At 59.7% G+C, this 21,878-nt stretch carries 21 protein-coding genes and 1 tRNA gene; 7 read left to right on the forward strand and 15 right to left on the reverse strand.

What is annotated here, in order from left to right; all coding sequences use genetic code 11:
- Positions 1–32: 32 nt before the first annotated feature.
- Both ACOYXE_RS21535 and uraH read left to right on the forward strand, forming a co-directional pair.
- Positions 33–518 (forward strand): GlcG/HbpS family heme-binding protein, encoded by a 486-nt coding sequence (locus ACOYXE_RS21535; RefSeq protein WP_460926575.1) that lies wholly within the window; start codon positions 33–35, stop codon positions 516–518.
- Positions 519–530: 12 nt separating this feature from the next.
- Positions 531–941 (forward strand): hydroxyisourate hydrolase, encoded by a 411-nt coding sequence (gene uraH, locus ACOYXE_RS21540; RefSeq protein WP_460926576.1) that lies wholly within the window; start codon positions 531–533, stop codon positions 939–941.
- A gap of 127 nt (positions 942–1,068) precedes the next feature.
- Here uraH and ACOYXE_RS21545 read toward each other — a convergent pair whose 3' ends face one another.
- A complete protein-coding gene (locus ACOYXE_RS21545) occupies positions 1,069–1,746 on the reverse strand; it encodes a Crp/Fnr family transcriptional regulator (protein ID WP_405122538.1) in 678 nt (225 codons plus the stop codon).
- Between the two features lie 84 nt (positions 1,747–1,830).
- Between ACOYXE_RS21545 and ACOYXE_RS21550 the strand changes: the two genes are divergently transcribed.
- Positions 1,831–2,358 carry an Mpo1 family 2-hydroxy fatty acid dioxygenase gene (locus ACOYXE_RS21550; RefSeq protein ID WP_160054668.1) on the forward strand — a complete coding sequence of 176 codons (528 nt, stop codon included), beginning with the start codon at positions 1,831–1,833 and terminating at the stop codon, positions 2,356–2,358.
- 114 nt (positions 2,359–2,472) lie between these two features.
- On the opposite strand, the gene ACOYXE_RS21555 is transcribed toward ACOYXE_RS21550, so the two are convergent.
- From ACOYXE_RS21555 to dibA, 6 genes are all read right to left on the reverse strand, one after another.
- Positions 2,473–3,462, reverse strand: coding sequence for a sulfate/molybdate ABC transporter ATP-binding protein (locus ACOYXE_RS21555; protein WP_003220514.1), 990 nt, complete (start codon positions 3,460–3,462; stop codon positions 2,473–2,475).
- Between the two features lie 3 nt (positions 3,463–3,465).
- Positions 3,466–4,338 carry a sulfate ABC transporter permease subunit CysW gene (cysW, locus tag ACOYXE_RS21560; RefSeq protein WP_038367233.1) on the reverse strand — a complete coding sequence of 291 codons (873 nt, stop codon included), beginning with the start codon at positions 4,336–4,338 and terminating at the stop codon, positions 3,466–3,468.
- A 12-nt stretch (positions 4,339–4,350) separates the two neighbouring features.
- A complete protein-coding gene (gene cysT / locus ACOYXE_RS21565; RefSeq protein WP_008080019.1) occupies positions 4,351–5,169 on the reverse strand; it encodes a sulfate ABC transporter permease subunit CysT in 819 nt (272 codons plus the stop codon).
- A gap of 173 nt (positions 5,170–5,342) precedes the next feature.
- Positions 5,343–6,356, reverse strand: a complete 1,014-nt coding sequence (locus tag ACOYXE_RS21570; protein ID WP_007917681.1) for a sulfate ABC transporter substrate-binding protein — start codon at positions 6,354–6,356, stop codon at positions 5,343–5,345.
- 161 nt (positions 6,357–6,517) lie between these two features.
- Positions 6,518–6,700, reverse strand: coding sequence for a sulfur starvation response protein OscA (gene oscA, locus ACOYXE_RS21575; RefSeq protein WP_007917682.1), 183 nt, complete (start codon positions 6,698–6,700; stop codon positions 6,518–6,520).
- Between the two features lie 238 nt (positions 6,701–6,938).
- Complete coding sequence (dibA, locus tag ACOYXE_RS21580; protein ID WP_460926577.1) at positions 6,939–8,858, reverse strand: phosphodiesterase DibA; 1,920 nt, start codon at positions 8,856–8,858, stop codon at positions 6,939–6,941.
- A 146-nt stretch (positions 8,859–9,004) separates the two neighbouring features.
- On the opposite strand from dibA, the gene desA reads away from it, so the two are divergent.
- Positions 9,005–10,189, forward strand: coding sequence for a delta-9 fatty acid desaturase DesA (desA, locus tag ACOYXE_RS21585; RefSeq protein ID WP_405122540.1), 1,185 nt, complete (start codon positions 9,005–9,007; stop codon positions 10,187–10,189).
- A gap of 143 nt (positions 10,190–10,332) precedes the next feature.
- On the forward strand, positions 10,333–11,322 hold the full coding sequence (locus ACOYXE_RS21590; protein WP_160054662.1) for a GGDEF domain-containing protein: 990 nt from the start codon (positions 10,333–10,335) through the stop codon (positions 11,320–11,322).
- A 136-nt stretch (positions 11,323–11,458) separates the two neighbouring features.
- Here the strand turns inward: ACOYXE_RS21590 and ACOYXE_RS21595 are convergent, their stop codons facing one another.
- The 3 genes from ACOYXE_RS21595 to gabD all read right to left on the reverse strand — a co-directional run bounded on the left by ACOYXE_RS21595 (position 11,459) and on the right by gabD (position 15,712).
- The gene (locus ACOYXE_RS21595) at positions 11,459–12,670 is read right to left on the reverse strand and encodes an HDOD domain-containing protein (protein ID WP_405122541.1); all 1,212 of its coding nucleotides are present in this window, start codon (positions 12,668–12,670) and stop codon (positions 11,459–11,461) included.
- 136 nt (positions 12,671–12,806) lie between these two features.
- Positions 12,807–14,084 carry a 4-aminobutyrate--2-oxoglutarate transaminase gene (gene gabT / locus ACOYXE_RS21600; protein ID WP_007917687.1) on the reverse strand — a complete coding sequence of 426 codons (1,278 nt, stop codon included), beginning with the start codon at positions 14,082–14,084 and terminating at the stop codon, positions 12,807–12,809.
- A gap of 185 nt (positions 14,085–14,269) precedes the next feature.
- Positions 14,270–15,712, reverse strand: coding sequence for an NADP-dependent succinate-semialdehyde dehydrogenase (gene gabD, locus ACOYXE_RS21605; protein WP_160054658.1), 1,443 nt, complete (start codon positions 15,710–15,712; stop codon positions 14,270–14,272).
- A gap of 442 nt (positions 15,713–16,154) precedes the next feature.
- On the opposite strand from gabD, the gene ACOYXE_RS21610 reads away from it, so the two are divergent.
- Positions 16,155–16,231, forward strand: a tRNA-Arg gene (locus ACOYXE_RS21610).
- A gap of 77 nt (positions 16,232–16,308) precedes the next feature.
- Here the strand turns inward: ACOYXE_RS21610 and ACOYXE_RS21615 are convergent.
- The 5 genes from ACOYXE_RS21615 to ACOYXE_RS21635 form a co-directional block, all read right to left on the reverse strand.
- Positions 16,309–16,578: a hypothetical protein gene (locus ACOYXE_RS21615; RefSeq protein ID WP_405122542.1), complete on the reverse strand. Its 270-nt coding sequence runs from the start codon at positions 16,576–16,578 to the stop codon at positions 16,309–16,311.
- Positions 16,579–16,598: 20 nt separating this feature from the next.
- A complete protein-coding gene (locus ACOYXE_RS21620) occupies positions 16,599–17,195 on the reverse strand; it encodes a hypothetical protein (RefSeq protein WP_460926579.1) in 597 nt (198 codons plus the stop codon).
- On the reverse strand, positions 17,192–17,773 hold the full coding sequence (locus ACOYXE_RS21625; RefSeq protein ID WP_174244488.1) for an RNA polymerase sigma factor: 582 nt from the start codon (positions 17,771–17,773) through the stop codon (positions 17,192–17,194). Before ACOYXE_RS21625 ends, ACOYXE_RS21620 begins: the two co-directional genes overlap by 4 nt.
- 30 nt (positions 17,774–17,803) lie before the next feature.
- Positions 17,804–19,483: a vWA domain-containing protein gene (locus ACOYXE_RS21630; RefSeq protein WP_460926580.1), complete on the reverse strand. Its 1,680-nt coding sequence runs from the start codon at positions 19,481–19,483 to the stop codon at positions 17,804–17,806.
- Between the two features lie 87 nt (positions 19,484–19,570).
- Positions 19,571–20,131, reverse strand: coding sequence for a YbhB/YbcL family Raf kinase inhibitor-like protein (locus ACOYXE_RS21635; RefSeq protein WP_460926581.1), 561 nt, complete (start codon positions 20,129–20,131; stop codon positions 19,571–19,573).
- 139 nt (positions 20,132–20,270) lie between these two features.
- Between ACOYXE_RS21635 and ACOYXE_RS21640 the strand changes: the two genes are divergently transcribed.
- On the forward strand, positions 20,271–21,794 hold the full coding sequence (locus ACOYXE_RS21640) for an FAD-dependent oxidoreductase (protein ID WP_460926582.1): 1,524 nt from the start codon (positions 20,271–20,273) through the stop codon (positions 21,792–21,794).
- The last annotated feature ends 84 nt before the right edge of the window (positions 21,795–21,878 follow it).

Genomic DNA, 21,878 nt, shown 5'->3' on the forward strand with positions numbered 1-21,878 from the left:
AAGGTGGCGACCTCAGCTTTTGGAGCCTGTCCATGACCATCAAATACTTCGTTGCAAGCCTGATGATCGGCCTCAGTGGCGCGGCTGTCGCCAGCCCTGAACTGCCACGTCACGCCGACCTCGACCTGAAAACTGCACAGCTGCTCGCCGACACGGCAATGGCCAACTGCACCGGCACGGTGTCGGTACTCGATCGCGGCGGCAATCTGCTGGTGACCCTGCGCGGCGATGGCGTCGGCTCGCACAACACCGCTGCCAGCCAGCGCAAGGCTTACACCGCGCTGTCGACCAAAACCGCCACCCGGCTGTTCGCCGAACGCGCTCGCAGCAACCCGGAAACCGCCAACCTCAACACCCTCGACGAGTTGCTGCTGCTCGGCGGCGGGATCCCGCTGTTCCTCGGCACTGAACTGGTGGGCGCGATGGGCGTGGCCGGTTCCGGTGGCGGTGAGCAAGACGAAAACTGTGCGATCAAGGCGGCCGGGAAAACCGGTCTGGCCACTACCCGTTCCCAATAAGGAGACTCATCCATGACGACTATGCGCATGACCCTCGCCGCGCTCGGCCTGAGCGCGTTTTCAAGCCTTGCACTCGCCGCCGGTAATCCGTTGAGCGTGCACGTGCTCAATCTGGAAAATGGCCTGCCGGCGCCGGGCATCGACGTGACGCTGGAGAAACACGTTGGCCAGAACTGGCAGCCGTTGGCCCAAGGCACCACCAATGAACAGGGGCGGATCGCCGAGCTGTTCCCGGCCAAACAGCCTTTTGAAGCGGGTGAATACCGCGTAGTGTTCAAGACCGGCGAGTACTTCAAGAAGATCAAGCACGACACCTTCTTCCCGGAGATTCCGGTGATTTTTGAAGTGAAGCAGACCGATCAGCACTACCACATCCCGCTGCTGCTCAGCCCGTACGGTTTTTCGACCTATCGCGGTTCGTAAAACCAGCACAGATCAAAAATGTGGGAGCGAGCCTGCTCGCGAAGGCGTCGGTTCAGTCGAAATCTCAGTTGAATGACCCACCGCTTTCGCGAGCAGGCTCGCTCCCACAGGGGATCTCGGGTGCCCGTTAGATCGTGGCCAGGGCGCGCAATCGCGCGGCGTCGAGGATTTCGATCTCGCCATACCCCAGCCCGATAATCCCCTGTCCCTGCAAATCCTTGAGAATCTGGTTGGTGGTCTGCCGAGACAGCGACAGCATCGACGCCAGCTGTTCCTGCGGCAGTTGCAGCACCCGGCGTGGCGCGTCGAGTTCGCCGTAGCCTTCGGCAATCATCAGCAAGCGATGCGCCAGACGCGCCGGGGCCGGCAGCAGGCTCAGTTGTTCGAGGTTGATGAAGGTCAGGCGTAGTTTGTGGCTCATCAGCAGCGCCAGATGCCGCCAGTACACTGGATTTTCATCAAGCAACTTCAACAGCGTCGCCTGAGGAATGTTGAGCAAGGTGCACGGCCCGACGGCATAGGCGTCATGCGTACGCGGCTGGCCATCGAACAGGCAGATTTCGCCGAACCAGTGCGGCGCCTCGACCAGGCTCAATAAAGCCTCCTTGCCCTGCTCGCTGACAGCACCGATGCGCACCGCGCCGTCGAGCACCGCATACAAGCCGCACGGCGCATCGCCGCGCTGAAACAGGCGCTGACCCGCCGTCAGCCGCCTCTCCCGGGCCGCCGCCAGCAGACTATCCTGAAAGGACGCCGGCAGATGACTGAACCACTGCCCGGTCATCAATCGCGAACGCATTTGCATAAACACTCCTGGATTGTCGCCTGCCTGACAGAGCGAACCCTGATCCCGAGGGATGATGCGATCAACCCTACCGGAGGAACAACAATGAAAAGCCTCGTCGACCATCTCAGTCAATACGCTGCCTACCACCGTGATCCGCGCAACATCGCCAGCCACTTTATCGGCATTCCGCTGATTGTGGTGGCGGTGGCGGTTTTGTTGTCGCGGCCAGAATGGTCGCTGGGCGGGTTGTGGATATCTCCAGCCGTTGTCGTGGCGCTGGCCTCGGCGTGGTTTTATCTGCGTCTGGAGGTGAAGTTCGGGGTGCTGATGACGCTGCTGATGGGGCTGTCAGTCTGGGCCGGGCATGTGCTGGCGCAGCAGAGCACCCTGGTCTGGCTGAGCAGTGGTCTGGCGATGTTTGTGGTCGGCTGGGTGATCCAGTTTGTCGGGCATCACTATGAAGGGCGAAAACCGGCGTTTGTCGATGATGTCAGCGGACTGATTGTCGGGCCGTTGTTTGTCGTGGCCGAGTTGGCGTTCATGCTGGGCATGCGGCATGAATTGAAAGAGCAGATCGAGGCGCGGGCGGGGGTGGTACGAGTTAATCCAAATCGCAAAGCGGCGGCTTAGGCCGCTTAAAAGATCGCAGCCTGCGGCAGCTCCTAAAGTGGGTTTGGTCGATCACAAAATGTGTGACCAACCGAAACCCCTGTAGGAGCTGCTGCAGGCTGCGATCTTTTGACTTTAGAGGCTGGCGACTTTCTGCCAGACCTTCGGCTTGAAGAACAGGGTTTCACCCTTGGCCAAGCCGATCAGGCTGTCATGGTCTTTCACCACTTCGGCCTCGATCAGATCCGTCTGCCCCTCAACCTTCAACGTCACTCGCGTAGTCGCGCCCAACGGCCGAATGTCACGCACCTCAGCAGCATGGTGATCTTCCAGTTCGTGTTTGGACAACGACACCTCATGCGGGCGGAACAGCACGTGATTGTCGTCGCTCAGCAGCAAGCGGTTCGAATCGCCGAGGAAGTGATAAACGAAATCGCTGGCCGGGTTTTCGTAGACGTCGCCCGGTGAGCCAATCTGTTCGATCACGCCCTTGTTCATCACCACGATACGGTCGGCGACTTCCATCGCCTCTTCCTGGTCGTGGGTCACGAACACCGAGGTCAGATTGATGTCTTCGTGCAACCGCGCCAGCCAGCGGCGCAGTTCTTTACGCACCTTGGCATCAAGCGCGCCGAACGGCTCATCCAGCAGCAGTACTTTCGGTTCGACCGCCAAGGCACGGGCCAAAGCAATCCGCTGACGCTGGCCACCGGACAACTGCTCCGGATAACGATCCGACAGCCAATCCAGCTGCACCATGTTCAGCAACTCATGAACCTTGGTCGCGATCTGGCTTTCGCTCGGGCGCTGGTTTTTCGGTTTCATGCGCAGGCCAAAGGCGACGTTATCGAAAACGGTCATGTGGCGGAACAACGCGTAATGCTGGAACACAAAACCGACGTTGCGATCACGCACATCGTGGCCGGAGACGTCTTCGCCGTGGAAGACGATGTTGCCCTGATCCGGGGTTTCCAGACCGGCGATGATCCGCAGCAGGGTGGTCTTGCCGCAGCCCGACGGGCCGAGCAGCGCCACCAACTCACCGCTGTGGATGTCCAGGCTGATGTTGTCCAGCGCCTTGAAGGCATTGAAATTCTTGCTGACGTTACGCACTTCGATCGACATGAATTATTCCTCCGCGGCGCTGGCGCGCAGGCGGTTGATACGGTTTTCGCTCCACTGCTTGAGCAGCAGGATGAAGAGCGCCAGGATCAGCAACAGGCTCGCCACAGCGAACGCGGCCACGTGGTTGTATTCGTTGTAGAGGATCTCGACGTGCAACGGCAAGGTGTTGGTCACCCCGCGAATGTGCCCGGACACCACCGACACCGCACCGAATTCACCCATGGCCCGCGCGGTACACAGCACCACGCCATAGATCAGGCCCCATTTGATGTTGGGGACGGTGACGTGCCAGAACATCTGCCAGCCATTGGCGCCGAGCAAACGCGCGGCTTCCTCTTCCTGCGTGCCTTGTTCCTGCATCAGCGGGATCAGTTCACGAGCCACGAACGGCACGGTGACGAAGATCGTCGCCAGCACGATGCCCGGCAAGGCGAAGACGATCTGGATGTCGTGATCCTGCAGCCAAGGCCCGAACAGGCCCTGCGCGCCAAACATCAGCACGTAGACCAGACCGGCGATCACCGGCGATACCGAGAACGGCAAGTCAATCAGGGTCACCAGCATGCTCTTGCCGCGGAACGAGTACTTGCTCACGCACCACGCGGCGCTGACGCCGAACACCAGGTTCAACGGCACAGAAATCAACACGGCGAACACGGTGAGTTTCAGTGCCGACAGTGCATCCGGTTCAAAGATCGCGGTGAAGAACGCACCGAGGCCATTTTTCAAACCCTGCGATACCACGATGAACAACGGCAGCAGCAGAAACAGGAAAAAGACCAGCCAGCCAAGGCCGATCAGGATTCTGCGCGAAGTGGCACTGCCACGGCGTGCAGCGTTGGCCGAAGAGGCGGCCGCAATAGACGATTGGGACATGTTCGCGCCTCCTTATGGGGTTTCGATGCGCCGCTGCAGCAAGTTGATCAGCAGCAACAGGACGAAGGAAACCACCAGCATCAGCACGCCGATGGCGGTAGCGCCGGTGTAATCGTATTGGTCGAGTTTGACCATGATCAGCAGCGGCAGGATTTCGGTTTTCATCGGCATGTTGCCGGCGATGAAAATCACCGAACCGTACTCGCCGACGCCACGCGCGAACGCCAGGGCAAAACCGGTGAGCCAGGCTGGCAGCAGCGCAGGTACGAGGATGTGGCGGAACACCTGCAAGGGTTTCGCGCCGAGGCACGCGGCAGCTTCTTCGACTTCACGGGGAATGTCGGCCAGCACCGGCTGTACCGTGCGCACCACGAACGGCAGGGTGACGAAGGTCAGCGCCAGAGTGATACCGAGCGGGGTGTAGGCGATTTTGAAACCGAGGTCAGCGGCGAATTGGCCGACCAGACCAGCCGGCGCATACAGCGCGGTCAGCGCGATACCGGCCACCGCTGTCGGCAGGGCGAACGGCAGATCGATCATCGCGTCGATCACCTTGCGCCCCGGGAAGGTGTAGCGCACCAGCACCCAGGCCAGCAACGTGCCGATGATGCCGTTGATGATCGCAGCGCACAGCGCGGTGCCGAAGCTCAGCTTCAAGGCCGCAAGCACCCGCGGTGCGGAGATGATCGCCCAGAACTGATCCCAGGTGAGTTGGGCGGCGTGGACGAACATCGCCGCCAGCGGGATAAGCACAATCAGGCTGAGGTACACCAAGGTGTAGCCCAGCGTCAGCCCGAAGCCGGGTATGACGGGGGAGATACGACGCGACATAAAAGTCCTTGGTTAAAAAGCATTCCGCTGAACGCACCAATGTGGGAGCGAGCTTGCTCGCGAAGAGGGAGTATCAGCCAACTCTACGTCGTCTGACACTCCGCTTTCGCGAGCAAGCTCGCTCCCACATTTTCCGCGCCTGGCTTCAGGCTTGATGTGTGGCTGAAGTCAGATTACTGCGCCTGATAAATCTGGTCGAACACGCCACCGTCGTTGAAGAATTTAGGTTGCGCGGTTTTCCAGCCGCCGAAGTCCTTGTCGATGGTCACCAGGTCCAGTTTCGGGAACTGCTGGGCGTACTTCGCGGCCACGTCCTTGTCACGCGGACGGTAGAAGTTCTTCGCGGCGATCTCCTGACCGGCCGGGCTGTACAAGTGCTTCAGATAGGCTTCGGCGATCTGCTCGTTGCCCTTCTTCTCGGCGTTCTTGTCGACCACCGCCACTGGCGGCTCGGCGAGGATCGACAGCGAAGGCACGACAATGTCGAACTTGTCGGCGCCGCCATCTTCTTTCAGTGCCAGGAACGCTTCGTTTTCCCAAGCCAGTAACACATCACCCTGACCGTTGTTGACGAAGGTAATGGTCGAACCGCGTGCACCGGTATCCAGCACTGGCACGTGCTTGAACAGGGTCTGCACATATTCTTTGGCTTTGGCTTCGTCACCGCCGTTGGCTTTCAGGCCATAGGCCCACGCGGCGAGGAAGTTCCAGCGGGCGCCGCCGGAGGTTTTCGGGTTCGGGGTGATCACCGAGACGTCGTTCTTGACCAGATCGCCCCAGTCCTTGATGCCTTTCGGGTTGCCCTTGCGCACCAGGAAGACGATGGTCGAGGTGTACGGCGTGCTCGCTTCCGGCAGACGCTTCTGCCAGTCGGCGGGCAGGGTCTTGCCGAGTTTGGCGATTTCGTCGATGTCGCCGGCCAGCGCCAGGGTCACGACGTCAGCGCGCAGACCGTCGATCACCGCACGGCCCTGCTTGCCCGAACCACCGTGGGATTGTTGGATTTTAACGGTGTCGCCAGCGTGGTCTTTCTGCCAGAACTTGATGAATTCAGCGTTGTAATCCTGATACAGCTCGCGCGTCGGGTCATACGACACGTTGAGCAGTTCGTAATCCTTGGCAACGGCGGAACCGGCAAACACAGCACTGGCCAGGGCGGCCAAAGCGTAACGGCGAATCGACGACATGGTGAAAGCTCCTGGAATTCTTGGTGGTGGCTTTTTCTTATGAATATCTGGAATCGGATGTGCCGGCTAAAGATCGTCCGATCGCGGCCCGAACCTTCGGCAGCTCCTACACACAGCCCCCTGTAGGAGCTGCCGCAGGCTGCGATCTTTTGATCTTCAACTCAGCCCGGTTGTTTGCCCGGCTGCTGCAAACGGAATTTCTCTTTGCGTTCGATCTGCACGACTTGCGCGTTGTGCACAGTGATCTCCACCGCGCCGAAACGCAGATCGCGCAGGGCGCTCTGGATTTCACGCAAGATGGTGCTTTCGTCCTGACCGTCAACGCTGCGAAGGGATGCGCTCATGGTGCTGCTCCTTTGAATGGGATTTGCCTGGCAGTGGGCGGCACTGCGTTCGGCGTAGGAGCAATATAAGAGAGGCGCGGATATTCTTAAAAAGACTATTTAAGAATGTTTATATAACTAGAAACCATTATGTGGCGGGGCAAGGGCTTGCAGCCTGTTGAAGCAAAAGATCGCAGCCTTCGGCAGCTCCTACAGGGATCGGTGTAGGAGCTGCCGCAGGCTGCGATCTTTTGATCTTTTAACCAATCACCGGAGTTCTCGCCCAATCAATCTCCTTTGCCGGACTCGGCCGCCCAAACCAGTACCCCTGCCCCAGGTCACATTCCTGTCCCAACAGAAACGCCGCCTGCTCAACCTGTTCAATACCCTCGGCATGCACCTGCATGCCCATGCTCCGGGCCAACGCGATAATCACCCGGACAATCGCCGCGTCATCTTCATCCCACGGCAACCCGGCAACGAAACCCTGATCGATCTTCAGTTTCTGCACCGGCAAACGCTTGAGCCTTAACAGCGACGAATAGCCCGTGCCGAAATCATCGATGGCCAGGCGGATACCCAACTCGCGCAAACGGTGCATCTGCTCCAGCGCCACTTCCGGATCATCCATCACCGCGCTTTCAGTGACTTCCAGCTCCAGAAACGCCGGATCCAGCCCGGTGTCGTGCAGCACCTGCGCCACCTGCTGATACAACTCACGCCGGGCAAACAGGCGCGAAGACACATTTACCGCGACAAAAGACAGCACGATCCCGGCCTGCTGCCACTCACACATCTGCCGACACGCCTGCTGCATGACCCAAGCGTCGATTTCGGCGATCAACCCGGTGCGTTCAGCGATCGGAATGAACTCCGCCGGCGACACCAGACCACGCACCGGATGCTGCCAGCGCACCAACGCTTCGACGCCAATCAGGCGACTGGTTTTCAAGTCATGCACGGGTTGGTAGTAAACCCGCAGCTCCTGCTGCTCCAGCGCCCGGCGCAGCTCGAATGCGATCTCCACCCGTTGCTGGGCGTGGGCGGTAAGTTCTTCGGTATACAAGGCATAACCGTTGCGACCGCTACTTTTGGCCTTGAACAACGCCGCATCGGCATTGCGCAACAGTTGCTCGGCGCTTAGCGCATCGCTGGGGAACAGACTGATGCCGAGGCTGGCGTTGATGAACAACTGATTGCCATCAATACAGAACGGCTCCTTCAGCGCATCGAGAATGCGTTGCGCCAGCGCCGCCGCCTGCACCGGCTGTGGACAACTTTCCGCCAGTACCGCGAACTCATCGCCGCCGAGCCGCGCCAGGGTAATCCCGGGGCCGAACAGCGCTTGCAAACGCGCCGCCACGGCCTTGAGCAAGCGATCGCCGACGTTATGGCCGAGGCTGTCGTTGATCATCTTGAAGTGATCGAGATCGAGCATCAGCAATGCACAGCCGCGCTTGTGGTTTTGCGCCGAGGCCAGCGCCTGCTCGGCGCGATCGCTGAACAGCAGACGATTGGGCAGATCGGTCAGCGGATCGTGGTGTGCGAGGTGTTTGAGTTCATGCTCGGAATCCTTGATCGCGCTGATGTCGGAAAACACCGCGACGTAATGGCTGAGCCGGCCCTGATCATCGTGAATGATCCGGATGGTCTGCCACTGTGGATAAATCTCGCCGCTTTTTCGCCGGTTCCAGATCTCGCCGCTCCATTCGCCCTGCGACTCAAGGGTGGCGAACATCGACTGATAGAACCCTGGCGGATGATGGCCGGATTTGAACAGGCTCGGCTGCTGCCCAATGACTTCTTCACGCTGATAACCGGTAATCTCGATGAACGCGCGATTGACGTGCACGATCCGGCCATGATGGTTGGTCACCAACACGCCCTCGCGGGTGCAATCGAATACCGCCGCGGCCTGACGCAGGCGTTCGCGATCGACATGGCGCTCGCGCAACCGTGCACCGATCCCGAGAAACGTGCACAAACGCGCTCGCGCCAGGAAAATCAGCCCTGCGCTGAAGGCTGCAAACAGATAACCGTTGATCAGTTGCCATCGGGCAAGATCGACGGAGTTATCGAAGAAATTGTTTAATAAATGATCAGTACCTTGCAGCCAGACAGCGGCAAGCACGAGATAGAGCAGCGCTGCACGCAATGCATCGCGGTAAGTGGCAGGCATTCGGCTGTCCATGTCCCTACAAAAAGGTTGGAATTATAGGTCAAGAAACATCCAGCGACTCTTATCTGAAAGGGCGACTGGTTTTATCTGTGTGCTTGGTGATAATGCAACGGCTGTTTTTATCTTTATCGAGGGCCCTATAGCCTATGTGGTACGAAGGTTTTCTTGGCTTGTCGGCCTGGTCTCTGGTCGCAGTCACCCTGCTGATGACCCACGTGACGATTGTTGCCGTCACGGTCTATCTGCACCGCTACTCGGCCCATCGCTCGCTGGAGCTGAATGCCGGTCTGAAGCACTTTTTCCGTTTCTGGCTGTGGCTGACCACGGCGCAGAACACCCGCGAGTGGACCGCCATCCACCGTAAACACCACGCCAAGTGCGAAACCGAAGACGACCCGCACAGCCCGGTCATCAAGGGTTTGTCGACGGTACTGCGCACCGGCGCCGAGCTGTACCGCGCCGAAGCGCAGAACCCGGAAACCCTGCGCATCTACGGCAAGAACTGCCCCGAAGACTGGATCGAACGCAACGTCTACAGCCGCTACCCGCTGCTGGGCGTGGCAATCATGGGCGTTATCGACCTGCTGCTGTTCGGCACCATCGGCATCACCATCTGGGCGATCCAGATGATGTGGATCCCGGTGTGGGCTGCCGGCGTCATCAACGGTCTGGGCCATGCTGTCGGTTACCGCAACTTCGAATGCCGCGACGCGGCGACCAATCTGGTGCCGTGGGGCATCCTGATCGGCGGCGAAGAACTGCATAACAACCATCACACCTACCCTAACTCGGCCAAGCTGTCGGTGAAGAAGTGGGAGTTCGACCTCGGCTGGGCGTGGATCAAAGTCTTCAGCTTCCTGCGTCTGGCCAAGGTTCAGCGTGTAGCGCCGATCGCTCACCGTGTTGAAGGCAAGGGCAATCTGGACATGGACACCGCCATGGCCATCCTCAACAACCGTTTCCAGATCATGGCCCAGTACCGCAAATTGGTGATCGGTCCGCTGGTCAAGCAAGAACTGGCCAAGGTCGATCATTCGGTGCGCCACCAGTTCCACCGCGCCAAGCGTCTGCTGTCGCGGGAAACCAGCCTGCTGGAAGATCGTCACCACGTGCGCATCCAAACAATGCTCGAGCACAGTCAGGCGTTGAAGGTAATTTACGAAAAACGCCTGGCCCTGCAGCAGATCTGGGTCAAGACCAGCGCAAATGGCCACGACATGCTCGCGGCCATCAAAGAGTGGATTCACGAGGCGGAAGCCAGTGGCATCCAGTCCCTGCGCGAGTTCGCTGACCAGTTGAAAACCTACTCGCTGCGTCCTGCAGCAGTCTGAGACCGTTGATCGGTGCACCCGGCTCCCGGGGGCACCCTTCGGAACTTCGCTAAAAATCGCCTATCTCAAAGACACTTCGCCATCCCGGCGGGCTGTACTGTGGCCGTTGTCGAATTGCGGCACGTCCTTTGAGATCTGTGCCGATGGTCAATAACAACCAAAAAGACTCATCCTTACCGCAGTGGCCCGAGGCCGCGCAAACCCTGATGGCGTTGATGCATGCCCAAGGCGAGGTCGCTCGGCTAAGCGAACGCGAGCAGCTGTTTAGCTCATTGCTGGTCAGCGTCAACGCCGTGCTCTGGGCTTTCAACTGGGAAACCCGTCAGGTGCTGTACGTCAGCCCCGCCTACGAACGGATTTTCGGTCGCTCCGCCGGCCTGCTGCTCGCCGACTACAACCAATGGCGTGACAGCATCTACCCCGACGATCTGGAATACGCCGAACGCAGCCTCACCGAAGTCCTGCACAAAGGTGCGGTAGAAGATCGCGAATACCGCATCATCGCCGCCGACGGCCAGGTGCGCTGGCTCAGCGATAAGTGCTTCATCAACCGTCAGGACGAGCCGGGGCAACCGGTGATCATCGTCGGCATCGCCGAGGACATCACTGACAAGAAGCAGATGGAAACCGAGCTGCATCGCTTGGCGACCACCGACGTGCTGACGCAAAGCAGCAACCGCCGTCACTTCTTCGAGTGCGCCAACCGCGAGTTCGAAGAGGCGCGTGCGCAGGGTTCGCCCATGGCGTTTTTGCTGCTCGATATCGATGACTTCAAAGTGATCAACGACAGTTACGGCCATCCCGAAGGCGACAACGTGTTGCAGCGGATTGCCGAGTGCGGGCGTGGCTCGTTACGTCGCGGTGATCTGTTCGGGCGGATTGGCGGGGAAGAGTTTGCGGCGGTGTTTCCAGGGTGCGCACCGGACATGGCCATGCAAGTGGCCGAGCGACTGCAGCAGGAAATTCAGCGGTTGAGCTTCAGCCATGACGGCCAGACGTACGGCATCACAGTCAGCCAGGGGCTGACCAGCCTTACCGGGGAAGACGAAAGCCTCGACAGCCTGTTCGCCCGTGCGGATGCGGCCATGTATGAGGCCAAACGGCAGGGCAAGAACCGCATCATTTCTGCCTGACCCGTATCTCAGCTACACAGAGATCCATTGTAGGAGTGAGCCTGCTCGCGATAGCGGTGTGTCGGACACACAGAATTGACTGACACACCGCTATCGCGAGCAGGCTCACTCCTACATTGGAATTGTGTAAGTCAGGTTATTTGCGCATCCGCATCAACTCCGGCAGCCCGATCTTGAGCAACCGCGCCGTGCGGCTCTTCGCCAACTCCTCCACGCCCTCATGCTCGGTCAAGCGGGCCATCTGCGCCGACATGTTCATCACCAGCGCCTCGCGGGAATACACGCCGCCACCGAGCTGGTAGACCGAGGCAATCAGCTCACGCAGCTCCAGCGGCAATCGCCAGCGAGTACGCAGGGCCGAACCATATGCCGCGCCAAATTCCGCCAGCGCCTCGCCGACTTCCTCCAGCTCATCCAGCTCACCACCGGCCTGCTGCCATTCCTGCAGACAACGCAGCAACGCCAGATCACCCAAGCGATGCAGCATGCCCGCGCAGTAACAGCGCTCCTGATCGAGATCGAGCAAGCGCGCCAGCGTGCGGGCGTATTCAGCGGTGTGCAGCGACAACCCCCAGTAACGTTCGGCGTAATCCGCCAGGCACGGATCACTGAGTCTGGCGCTGCGTTTGAGTGCCAACCCCAGAATCAGGTTCATGCTCTGTCCGGTGCCCAAGCGATGCAGGGCTTGCGCCAGTGTTTGCACCGGCGCGCCGTGGTGCTGCGCCGCGCTGTTGGCCGCAGCGATCAACACCGCCGTGATCTGTGGATCGGTTTTGATCTCATCTTCCAGCAACTTCAGATCGAGGCCATTGGGATTGAGGCTGCGCTTCACCGCCACCTGCACATCGGTCATCAACGGTGCGCCGTCGGCTTGCTCGCGGCGGCGCTCAAGAAATACTGCCAAGGTCATGCCCGGCGCCAATGCCGGCACCTCACAGAACACCTCTTCACCGGCATTCAGCAACAAGCCTTGTAAACGCTCAGTCAGGTTTTCCATGTTCAGTGGTTTGGTCAGATACGCCGTCGGCGCCAACGGAATCGCTTCGCGCACACTGGCGCTGTCGTTGCGGTTGCTCATCAGAATGAACGGCAGCGGTGGATTGCGCTTGCGCTGACGCACGCTGCGCAGCACATTCAAACCATCGACGCCGGGCAGTTCCCAATCGACGATGGCGAGGTCATACGGAATTTCGCTGAGCATCGACATGGCTTGCTGGCCATCGGCACACAGATCCAGCCGTGCATCGCAACGCACGTTCAGCAACACTTGTTTGAGCAAGTCGCGAGACCACGGATCAGCCTCGGCAATCAGCACTCGCGGTACGGCGGGTAAATCAACGGCAGTCATGCGCGCTCTCCCTTGCAATGCCTGAACCTTAGCCAATGCTGGCCATTCGATACAGCGCTAAAGCGCTCGATGTGTTTCAAGGGGCGTAAAAAAACCCGCCGAAGCGGGTTTTTGTCGATCAGGTCACACGGGGTGATCAGAGCTCGGAGAAGCACTCTTCGATGATCGCCAGGCCTTTATCCAGTTGCTCGTCCGGCGAGGTCAGCGGTACGAGGACGCGCAGAACGTTGCCGTAGGTGCCGCAGGACAGCAGGATCAGGCCCTTGTCGCGCGCCTTGGCCACAACCGACGCTACTGCTGCAGCGTTTGGCTTGTGGCTGTCACCGTTTTCGAAGAGCTCGACCGCGATCATCGCGCCCAGGGCTCGGACTTCGCCAATCACCGGATACTTGGCCTGGATAGCTTTCAGGCCAGTGACCAGACGTTCGCCGACAGCCTTGCAGCGGTCCAGCAGTTGCTCTTCTTCGAACACTTCCATCACTGCCAGAGCAGCGGCGCAAGCGATCGGGCTACCGGCGTAGGTGCCGCCCAGGCCGCCTGGCGCAATGGCGTCCATGTATTCGGCCTTGCCGCAAACACCGGCGAGCGGGAAGCCGCCAGCGATGGATTTGGCGAAGGTGGTCAGATCAGCAGCAACGCCCATCTGTTCCATGGCGAAGAACGTACCGGTACGGCCAGCGCCGGTTTGTACTTCGTCAGCGATCAGCAGGATGCCGTGCTGGTCGCACAGCGCGCGCAGGCGCTTCATGAACTCTTTCGGCGCAACGTAGAAACCACCTTCACCCTGCACAGGCTCGATGATGATTGCGGCGATGTCTTTTGGCTCGGCGTCGTTCTTGAAGATGCGTTCGATGGAAGCGATCGAATCGTCGATGCTCACGCCGTGCAGTTCGTTCGGGTACAGCGCGCGGAAGATGCCGCCTGGCATCAGGCCCATGCCAGCCGAGTAAGGCACGACTTTACCGGTCAGACCCAAAGTCATCATGGTGCGACCGTGGTAGGCGCCGGTGAAGGCGATCACGCCAGCACGGCCAGTGGCGGCACGGGCGATTTTCACGGCGTTTTCCACGGCCTCGGAACCGGTGGTGACCAGCAGGGTTTTCTTGGCGAAATCACCTGGGACCTTCGCGTTGATCTTTTCGCACAGCTCAACGTACGGCTCGTAAGCCAGTACCTGGAAGCAGGTGTGGGTCAGCTTGTTCAGCTGTTCGGTCACGGCCGCGATGATTTTCGGGTGCACGTGGCCGGTGTTCAGTACAGCGATGCCGCCGGCGAAGTCGATGAACTCACGACCTTCAACGTCAGTCACGGTAGCGTTTTTTGCCGATTCAGCGAAGATCGGGTGAATCTGGCCAACACCACGTGGAACAGCTGCGGTACGACGGGCCATCAGTTCAGCGTTAGTCTTGCTCATTACAGTCCTCATTCGCCGCTCATCGGGCGGCGTGGTTCAAGGATTAAGCGGGAGAAATCGACGGTGGCAGCATGCGATGATCGACTGCCACGGCGTTCCTGGCCGCAGAGAAAATTCCGGTTTGAAACCACGCAAAGGGACAGCGCTCTCGTGCCCTTTGCGTTTGCAGCGATCCTTGTCCGAGCTTAGATGCCCAGGCAGAGGTATTTGATTTCCAGGTAATCTTCGATGCCGTACTTGGAGCCTTCACGGCCCAAGCCCGAGGCCTTGATGCCGCCGAACGGCGCGACTTCGTTGGAGATCAGCCCGGTGTTGACGCCGACCATGCCGTATTCCAGCGCTTCAGCGACACGGAACACACGACCGAGGTCACGAGCGTAGAAGTACGAAGCCAGACCGAACTCGGTGTCGTTGGACATCGCGATCACTTCGGCCTCGTCTTTGAAGCGGAACAGCGGCGCCAGTGGACCGAAGGTTTCTTCCTTGGCCACGGCGGCATTTTTCGGCACGTTGGTGAGGATGGTCGGCTCGAAGAAGTTGCCTTCCATCGCCTTGCCACCAGCCAGCACGGTGGCGCCTTTGGCTACAGCGTCAGCGATGTGTTCTTGCACTTTGGCCACGGCTTTTTCGTCGATCAGCGGGCCAGTGGTGGTGCCGTCTTCCAGACCGTTGCCGATCTTCAGTTTGGCCACGGCCACTTTCAGCTTCTCGGCGAACGCGTCGTAGACCGAATCCTGAATGTACAGACGGTTGGCGCAGACGCAGGTCTGGCCGTTGTTGCGGTATTTGGAAATGATCGCGCCTTCGACGGCCTTATCCAGGTCCGCGTCGTCGAACACGATGAACGGCGCGTTGCCGCCCAGTTCCAGCGAGACTTTCTTGATGTCCTTGGCGCATTCCGACATCAGCTGACGACCGATTTCGGTCGAACCGGTGAAGGACAGTTTGCGCACGATCGGGTTGCTGGTCAGCTCGCTGCCGATGTCGCCGGCGCTGCCGGAAACGACACTGAACACGCCCGCAGGAATGCCCGCGCGCTGAGCCAGTTCGGCCAGGGCGAAAGCGGAAAACGGAGTTTGCGAAGCAGGCTTGAGCACCATGGTGCAACCGGCGGCCAGTGCCGGGCCGGCTTTACGGGTGATCATCGCGGCCGGGAAGTTCCACGGGGTGATCGCAGCGGTCACGCCGATTGGCTGCTTGATCACGATCAAGCGCTTGTCTGGCTGGTGGCCCGGAATCACATCACCGTAGATGCGCTTGGCCTCCTCGGCGAACCACTCGATGAACGAAGCGGCGTAAACGATTTCGCCCTTGGCTTCGGCCAGCGGCTTGCCCTGCTCGAGGGTCATCAGGCGCGCGAGGTCGTCCTGGTGCTCGATCATCAGTTCGAACCAGCGACGCAGCTTGCCGGCACGCTCTTTGGCGGTCAGTGCACGCCAGGCCGGCAGCGCTTTATCAGCGGCTTCAATGGCACGGCGGGTTTCGGCGGCGCCCATTTTTGGCACGGTACCGAGGATTTCGCCGGTGGCCGGGTTGTTGACCTTGATCGTCTGACCGTTGTCCGCATCGACCCAAGCGCCATCAATGAAGGCTTGCTGGCGGAACAACAGGGTGTCTTTAAGCTGCATGTCGGCTTTCCTTAACAGCACCGCGGCCTGCGCGGAGCAAATTATGATTGTAGAAAGGCGCCTCGCAAGGCTGCCGTCAGGGAAATCAGTGACCGGGTGTGGCGCATCGACAGTGCACGATTCGAAACACTGGCGCTTCAACGCCCGGTCAACGAGCGTTTGAAATCTCAAACGGATCGTAGGATCAAAGGGGTTAAAGGACAATAGGTCGTTCGAAAAAAAGAACAAAAACGGCGTGTTTGTGGAATTTTTCAGATCAACGCGCCAAAAGCCTCAGCCGCAACAAAACCATAGAACAGTCCCGAGAAAGCGCCAAGCGAGGGTTTTGCAGGACGTTACAGCTTTATGGAATGCAGCGATTTGCGCCGACACGCGCACTGACAATCCGTGCCGAAACCCAGCATGGACGCCCCGAGCCGACCTAGGTATGATGTCGCCCGCTGCACCAGTAGCTCAGCTGGATAGAGTACTGCCCTCCGAAGGCAGGGGTCGTGGGTTCGAATCCCGCCTGGTGCACCATTGATTTAAACGAGAAAGCCCCGGACTGTGATGGTCCGGGGCTTTTTTGTGGGTGACGCAAAGGGACCGGAACGACGTTACTCCGTCGTCCAGTCAAACTCGTCGTAATCATCATCGTCGTCTTCTTCCTCCTCAACCTCCTCAAAGACGTCGCCTTCATCAACGACATCCTCTTCCGACTGGTTAAGCAGAAATTCCTTACGCGTCTCGGTAATCGCGCGCCGCATCTCTTCGCCCTTCTCCGGGCAGTTGAGCAGTTGGGCGATGCGGTCAATTTTTGCTGCCACGTTGTCCTCCAGCGCATCGGCAATGCCCCGATAGTGCGCGTTTTTGCGGGGTAATGCCAAATGGCTGGGGGATCAGGCGGTCATTTTTTCTGCAACTGTTCGAGTCGGGCGTCGAGATCGGCGTTCGGGTAGCGTTTGTGCAGGTTGTTGAACAGGCTGTCGGCGGCTTGCGATTGGCCGGATTCGCGCAGGCGCAGGACTTCGCGCAGTTGTGCGTCGAGGCCGTTGGCCGGGGCGGTGGCGCGTTTGCTGAGTTTGGTTTCATCGGCGCTGATGGCTTGATCTTGCATCGGCGCGGCCATTTCCATCATCGGCACAGGGGCTGGCAGGGCGCCGGCCGGGGCGGACAATCGGTGCAGTTGCGCTGAGTCCGTGTCGGTCATGGGCACTGCTAGCTCGGGGGCAGGAATGGAGTCGTACTGACGCAGCGGCTCAGGAGCACGCTGGACAAGCGACAGCATCAATGCCACGCCGACGAGGCTGGCGAATGCGACTTGCCAGCGCGGTTTGCGGCAGACGTCGAGCCAGCGTTTCCACAGGCTTGGTGTCGGCGCAGGGGTTTGACGCTGCGCGGCGTTGAGGATGAACGCATCGAGGTGCGCTGGTGGTTCGGCGTTGTGCTGTTCGCGCACATGTTTGATCAGCGGATCTTCGGGTGTCTGGCGGGCGTCAGTCATGTCAGTACCTCCTCGGCCAGCAGCCGACGCAGTTTTTGCTGGGCGTAGCGCAAGCGGCTTTTGACGGTTTCCAGCGATGCTTCGGTGAGGCTGGCGATTTGTGCCAGGTCGAGGTCGCCGTGGGTACGCAGCAGGAACACTTCGCGCTGGTCGGCGGGCAGGGTTTGCAGGGCGCTTTCCAGACGCTGGTTGTCGCGGCTCAGGCTGAGCAGTTGTTCGGGATCGTTCGCCTCATCGCTGACGGCATGCGCTTGTTCATCATAACTGTCGTGCAGCGGTTGCTGGGCGCCATGCTTGCGCCAGTAATCGATCAGGCGATTGCGCGCGATCTGGAACAGCCACGTACGAAATGTCGCCCGGCCTTGTGGCTGACTGGCGCTGCGAATCAGGCTCAGCCAGGTTTCCTGAAATACTTCGTCGGCCAGTTCCGGTTTGCCGCTCAAGCCGAGCAGAAACCGGTACAGGCCTTGGCGATGGCGCGCGTACAAGATCTCGAACGCGGCGCCGTCGCCCTCGCGATAACGCGCCAGCAGCGATTCATCGCTGCTGGCGGTTGAGCTGTCTGCCGAGGCAAACAGCTGACTGATGAAGCCTTTCAGACGACTCACTTATTCAATCCGTTGTTCAGTGGCCAACGCGTTCGATGCGGTTGAGTTGCGCAAGCTCTGCGCCAGTTCGACCAGTTGCACGAACTCATTGCGCAAACCGAAGCGATCATCACCACGAGCGCCACGGGCCAGTGTCTCCGTGTCTTTCAGGCTGAAGTCGCCGGTGTAACGGCCATCCTTGAGCTGCTGGGAAAACGCGGCAACGGCAGCAGCAAAACGCAGATCCTCGCTAGCCGGCGCGGTCTGATTGGCTATCGGCCGCTCGATCAGCAGACTTTTCCCACCTTCAGGCTGTTGATAACGCACACGCAGCATCGCCAATTCTCCGTTCTTCGAGGAAACAACCGGCTCCGACTTGCCGTAACGCAGCGGCTCCAGCCAGCCCTGCTCGCCCGCCGGAACAATTTCGTACAGCGCGGTCACCGTGTGTCCTGCGCCGATTTCGCCGGCATCGACTTTGTCATTGCTGAAATCCTCACGCTTCAACGCGCGGTTTTCATAGCCAAGCAGGCGATATTCGCTGACCTGCGCCGGGTTGAACTCCACCTGCAGTTTGACGTTTTTCGCCACCACGGCGAGGGTCGAACTCACCTGTTCCACCAACACTTTGCGCGCCTCGCGCAGATTGTCGATGTAGGCGTAGTTACCGTCGCCGGCGTCGGCCAGTTGTTCCATCAAGTGTTCATTGTAGTTATCCACACCGAAACCCAGGGTTGTCAGCGAAATTCCGGTTTTGCGTTTATCCGCAGCCATTTGCTTGAGGCTGTCGAAGTCGCTGACGCCGACGTTGAAGTCACCATCGGTGGCCAGGAGGATGCGGTTGATACCTTTTGGGATGAAGGCCTGCTGCGCCATTTGGTAGGCCAGTTCGATACCGGAGGCACCAGCGGTCGAACCGCCGGCAGTCAATTGCTCAATGGCTGTACGAATTTTCGCTTTCTCGCGCCCGGAAGTCGGTTCAAGCACCACTCTGGATTCGCCGGCATACACCACCAGTGACACGCGATCCTGATCGCGCAATTGATCGACCAGCAATTTCAGCGTGCTTTTGACCATCGGCAAGCCCTCGCGGCGATCCATCGAGCCGGACACATCGACCAGAAACACCAGATTGGCCGGGGCGATTTCCGCCACCGCCCGGTCGGACGCCTTGATGCCGATGCGCAGCAGGCGGGTGTGCGGGTTCCACGGTGAGGTGGCCAGTTCAGTAGTCACGCCAAACGGCGATCCGTCGCCGGGCAGCGCGTAGTCATAAGGGAAGTAATTGACCATTTCCTCCAGCCTCACCGTGCCTTCCGGTGGCAGTCGGCCTTGATTGAGCAAGCGGCGGACGTTGGCATAAGCGCCGGTGTCAACGTCAGCGCTGAACGTTGAAACCGGGGTTTCGACGACGCTATGGATCGGGTTATCGGCCAGTTTTTGATATTGCTCGCGCGGCTCGTCACGGTAGCGCTGTGGATAACTGTCTGCGCTTGGCATCGCTGCGAAACTGGCGATTGGCGCAGGATGAGCCATGCGCTTGGCCATCGCCCCACCGGCCATGACCGCTTCCTGCTGTACTAGAACTTCGGGCTGCGCCGGCGCTGGCACAGCAGCGGAATCGGGTGTGGACGAAGCACCGCAACCGGCAAGCGCCAGTAACACAGCAACCGCAACAGGACGCAAGAGAGGATGAGACATGGGGGCTGACCTCGGGATGAAATTGATCATTCATCCACTGAGACGGGCAGCCCTTTCAGTTCGGGTTAAACGCCGCTAAAAAATTTTTCAGCGGTGATAACGCCGCACCGCACTGCTGTTACGCAGTACGTGGCCTTTGATTTTTTCCATCAGCTCGGCGCGGGTCAGACCGGCCGGCAAGGCGTCCGGCGCCAGATCCAGCGCGTAGATCTGGATGACGTAGTGGTGCGCGCTGTCGCCCACTGGCGGGCACGGCCCCATGTAGTGGGTGTTGCCCTTGCTGTTGGTGCCACCGACACCTTCGAACGCGGACTTGGCACCGACGCCAGCTGCAATCTGCCGTGTAGTGGACTTGATGCCGTAGTGAATCCAGTGATCGACGCCCAGGCCTTTCTGGCCGTCCGGGTCATGCATGACGATCGCATAACTTTGGGTACCGGCAGGACCTGCGTTCCAGCTCAGGGCCGGCGACTGGTTCTTGCCACCGCAGCCGGCCGCATCGCTGGCCGCGGCCGAGGTGAACAGGCGGTTATCGGAAACACCCGGAATGCTCAGGGTGAAACGCTCCTGGGCCTGCGCCGGAAACTGCACGCAAAGGGTGACGGCGAGAGCCGCCAGCCAGGGGTTGAGAGAGGTCAATCGGGTCATTCCGGGAGCACCTTGTGCAGTGGGGCCGTCGTCGGCCTGCAAACTATAGCTGTACCGTTCGTGCCGTGGCAGTGGCAAATGGCTGAACCTCGCACCGATGCACAAACTCACAAGAGAAATGCCCGCGAGGAAGCCGACCATGTCCCTGCACCGTGTCGCCCGTATTGCCGATGTCCCTGAAGACCGTGGCCTGCAGGTTGAAATCGGCGACTGCAAGATTGTGCTGCTGCGCGCAGGCGATCAGTTGCGTGCCTTTCAGGGCGAATGCCCGCATGCCGGCGCGCCCTTGGCTGACGGCGCAGTGTGTCACGGACGGCTGATTTGCCCCTGGCACAAGGCTGCTTTTCGGGCAGAAGATGGCGCGCTGTGTGAGCCTCCCGCACTCGACAGCCTCAAACGTTATCCACTGGAACTACGTGGTGATGAGGTGTGGGTCGATGATCAGCCTTTAGCGAATCCGCACACGCCGCCGGCGGATGATGCACGCACGTTCGTGATTGTCGGCGCCGGGGCGGCAGGCACCGCGTGTGCGGCGGCGCTGCGGGAAAAGGGCTTTGGTGGCCGGATCGTGATGATTGATCGCGAGGCAGATGCCGGTTACGACCGCACGGTGCTGAGCAAATTTGTCCTCGCTGGAGAAATGCCCCCCGAGGAAACCCCTCCTCTGCGAGATGAGGCTTTTTATAAAGAGCAGCGTATTGAGCGACTGGAAAACGAAATCACCTCGCTCGACGCCTCAAGCAAGGTTTTGCACCTGAGCGATGACCGGATCCTGCGCTATGACGCGGCGGTGCTGGCTACCGGTGGCGAGCCGAATACGCTGGAATTGCCCGGCGCCGACCTGCCGCAGGTCTTCGTCCTGCGCTCAAAAGCCCAGGCAGACCAAATAATGAACGCCGCCAAGCCCGAGCAACGCGCGGTGATCATCGGCGACAGTTTCATCGCTCTCGAGTGCGCCTCGGCTCTGCGCCAATACGGCCTCGACGTTACGGTGCTGGCTCGGCACGCGATTCCTTTCGCCGCGCAATTCGGCGAGGCCGTGGGCAAAGCCATCCGCACGTTGCACGAAGAAAACGGCGTGAAATTCATTACCGAACACGAAGCCACCGAGATCATTGGCGACGACAAGGTCGAGGCGGTTCTGCTGGACAATGGCCTGCGGCTTTCTGCGGATCTGGTACTGGTCGGGATCGGTGTGCACCCGGCCACCGAAGCTTTCGCGTCACTGCCGAGGGAAAAGGATCAGTCATTGCGCGTCGATGACGGTATGCGTGTGAGCGAAAATCTGTGGGCCATTGGCGACATCGCCACGTTCCCGTTGAACGGCCAGCCACAACGCATAGAGCACTGGCGCCTGGCTCAACAACACGCGCGTATCGCCGCTACCAATATGCTCGGTGGCGACGAACATTACCTCGACGTGCCGTTCTTCTGGACCTGGCATTTCGGCAAGAATTACGACTACCTTGGCCACGCGGAGCACTGGGATGAGGTGGAGTTTCTTGGCGAACCGGAAAATCCGCCCTTTATCGGTCTGTTCGGTAGAAACGGTGTGCTGGTCGCTGCAGTCGCCTGCGAAAAAGAACGCGCCATGGCGATGCTCGCCGAGCATATGAAACAACCGCTGCTGATGGAAGAGGCCTGGGCGCTGGCTCGCGACTGACACAAACCCTGTGCAGGAGCTGCCGAAGGCTGCGATCTTTTGATCTTCAACGTCAAGAGATCGCAGCCTTCGGCAGCTCCTACA

Source organism: Pseudomonas sp. MC6, from assembly GCF_054790575.1.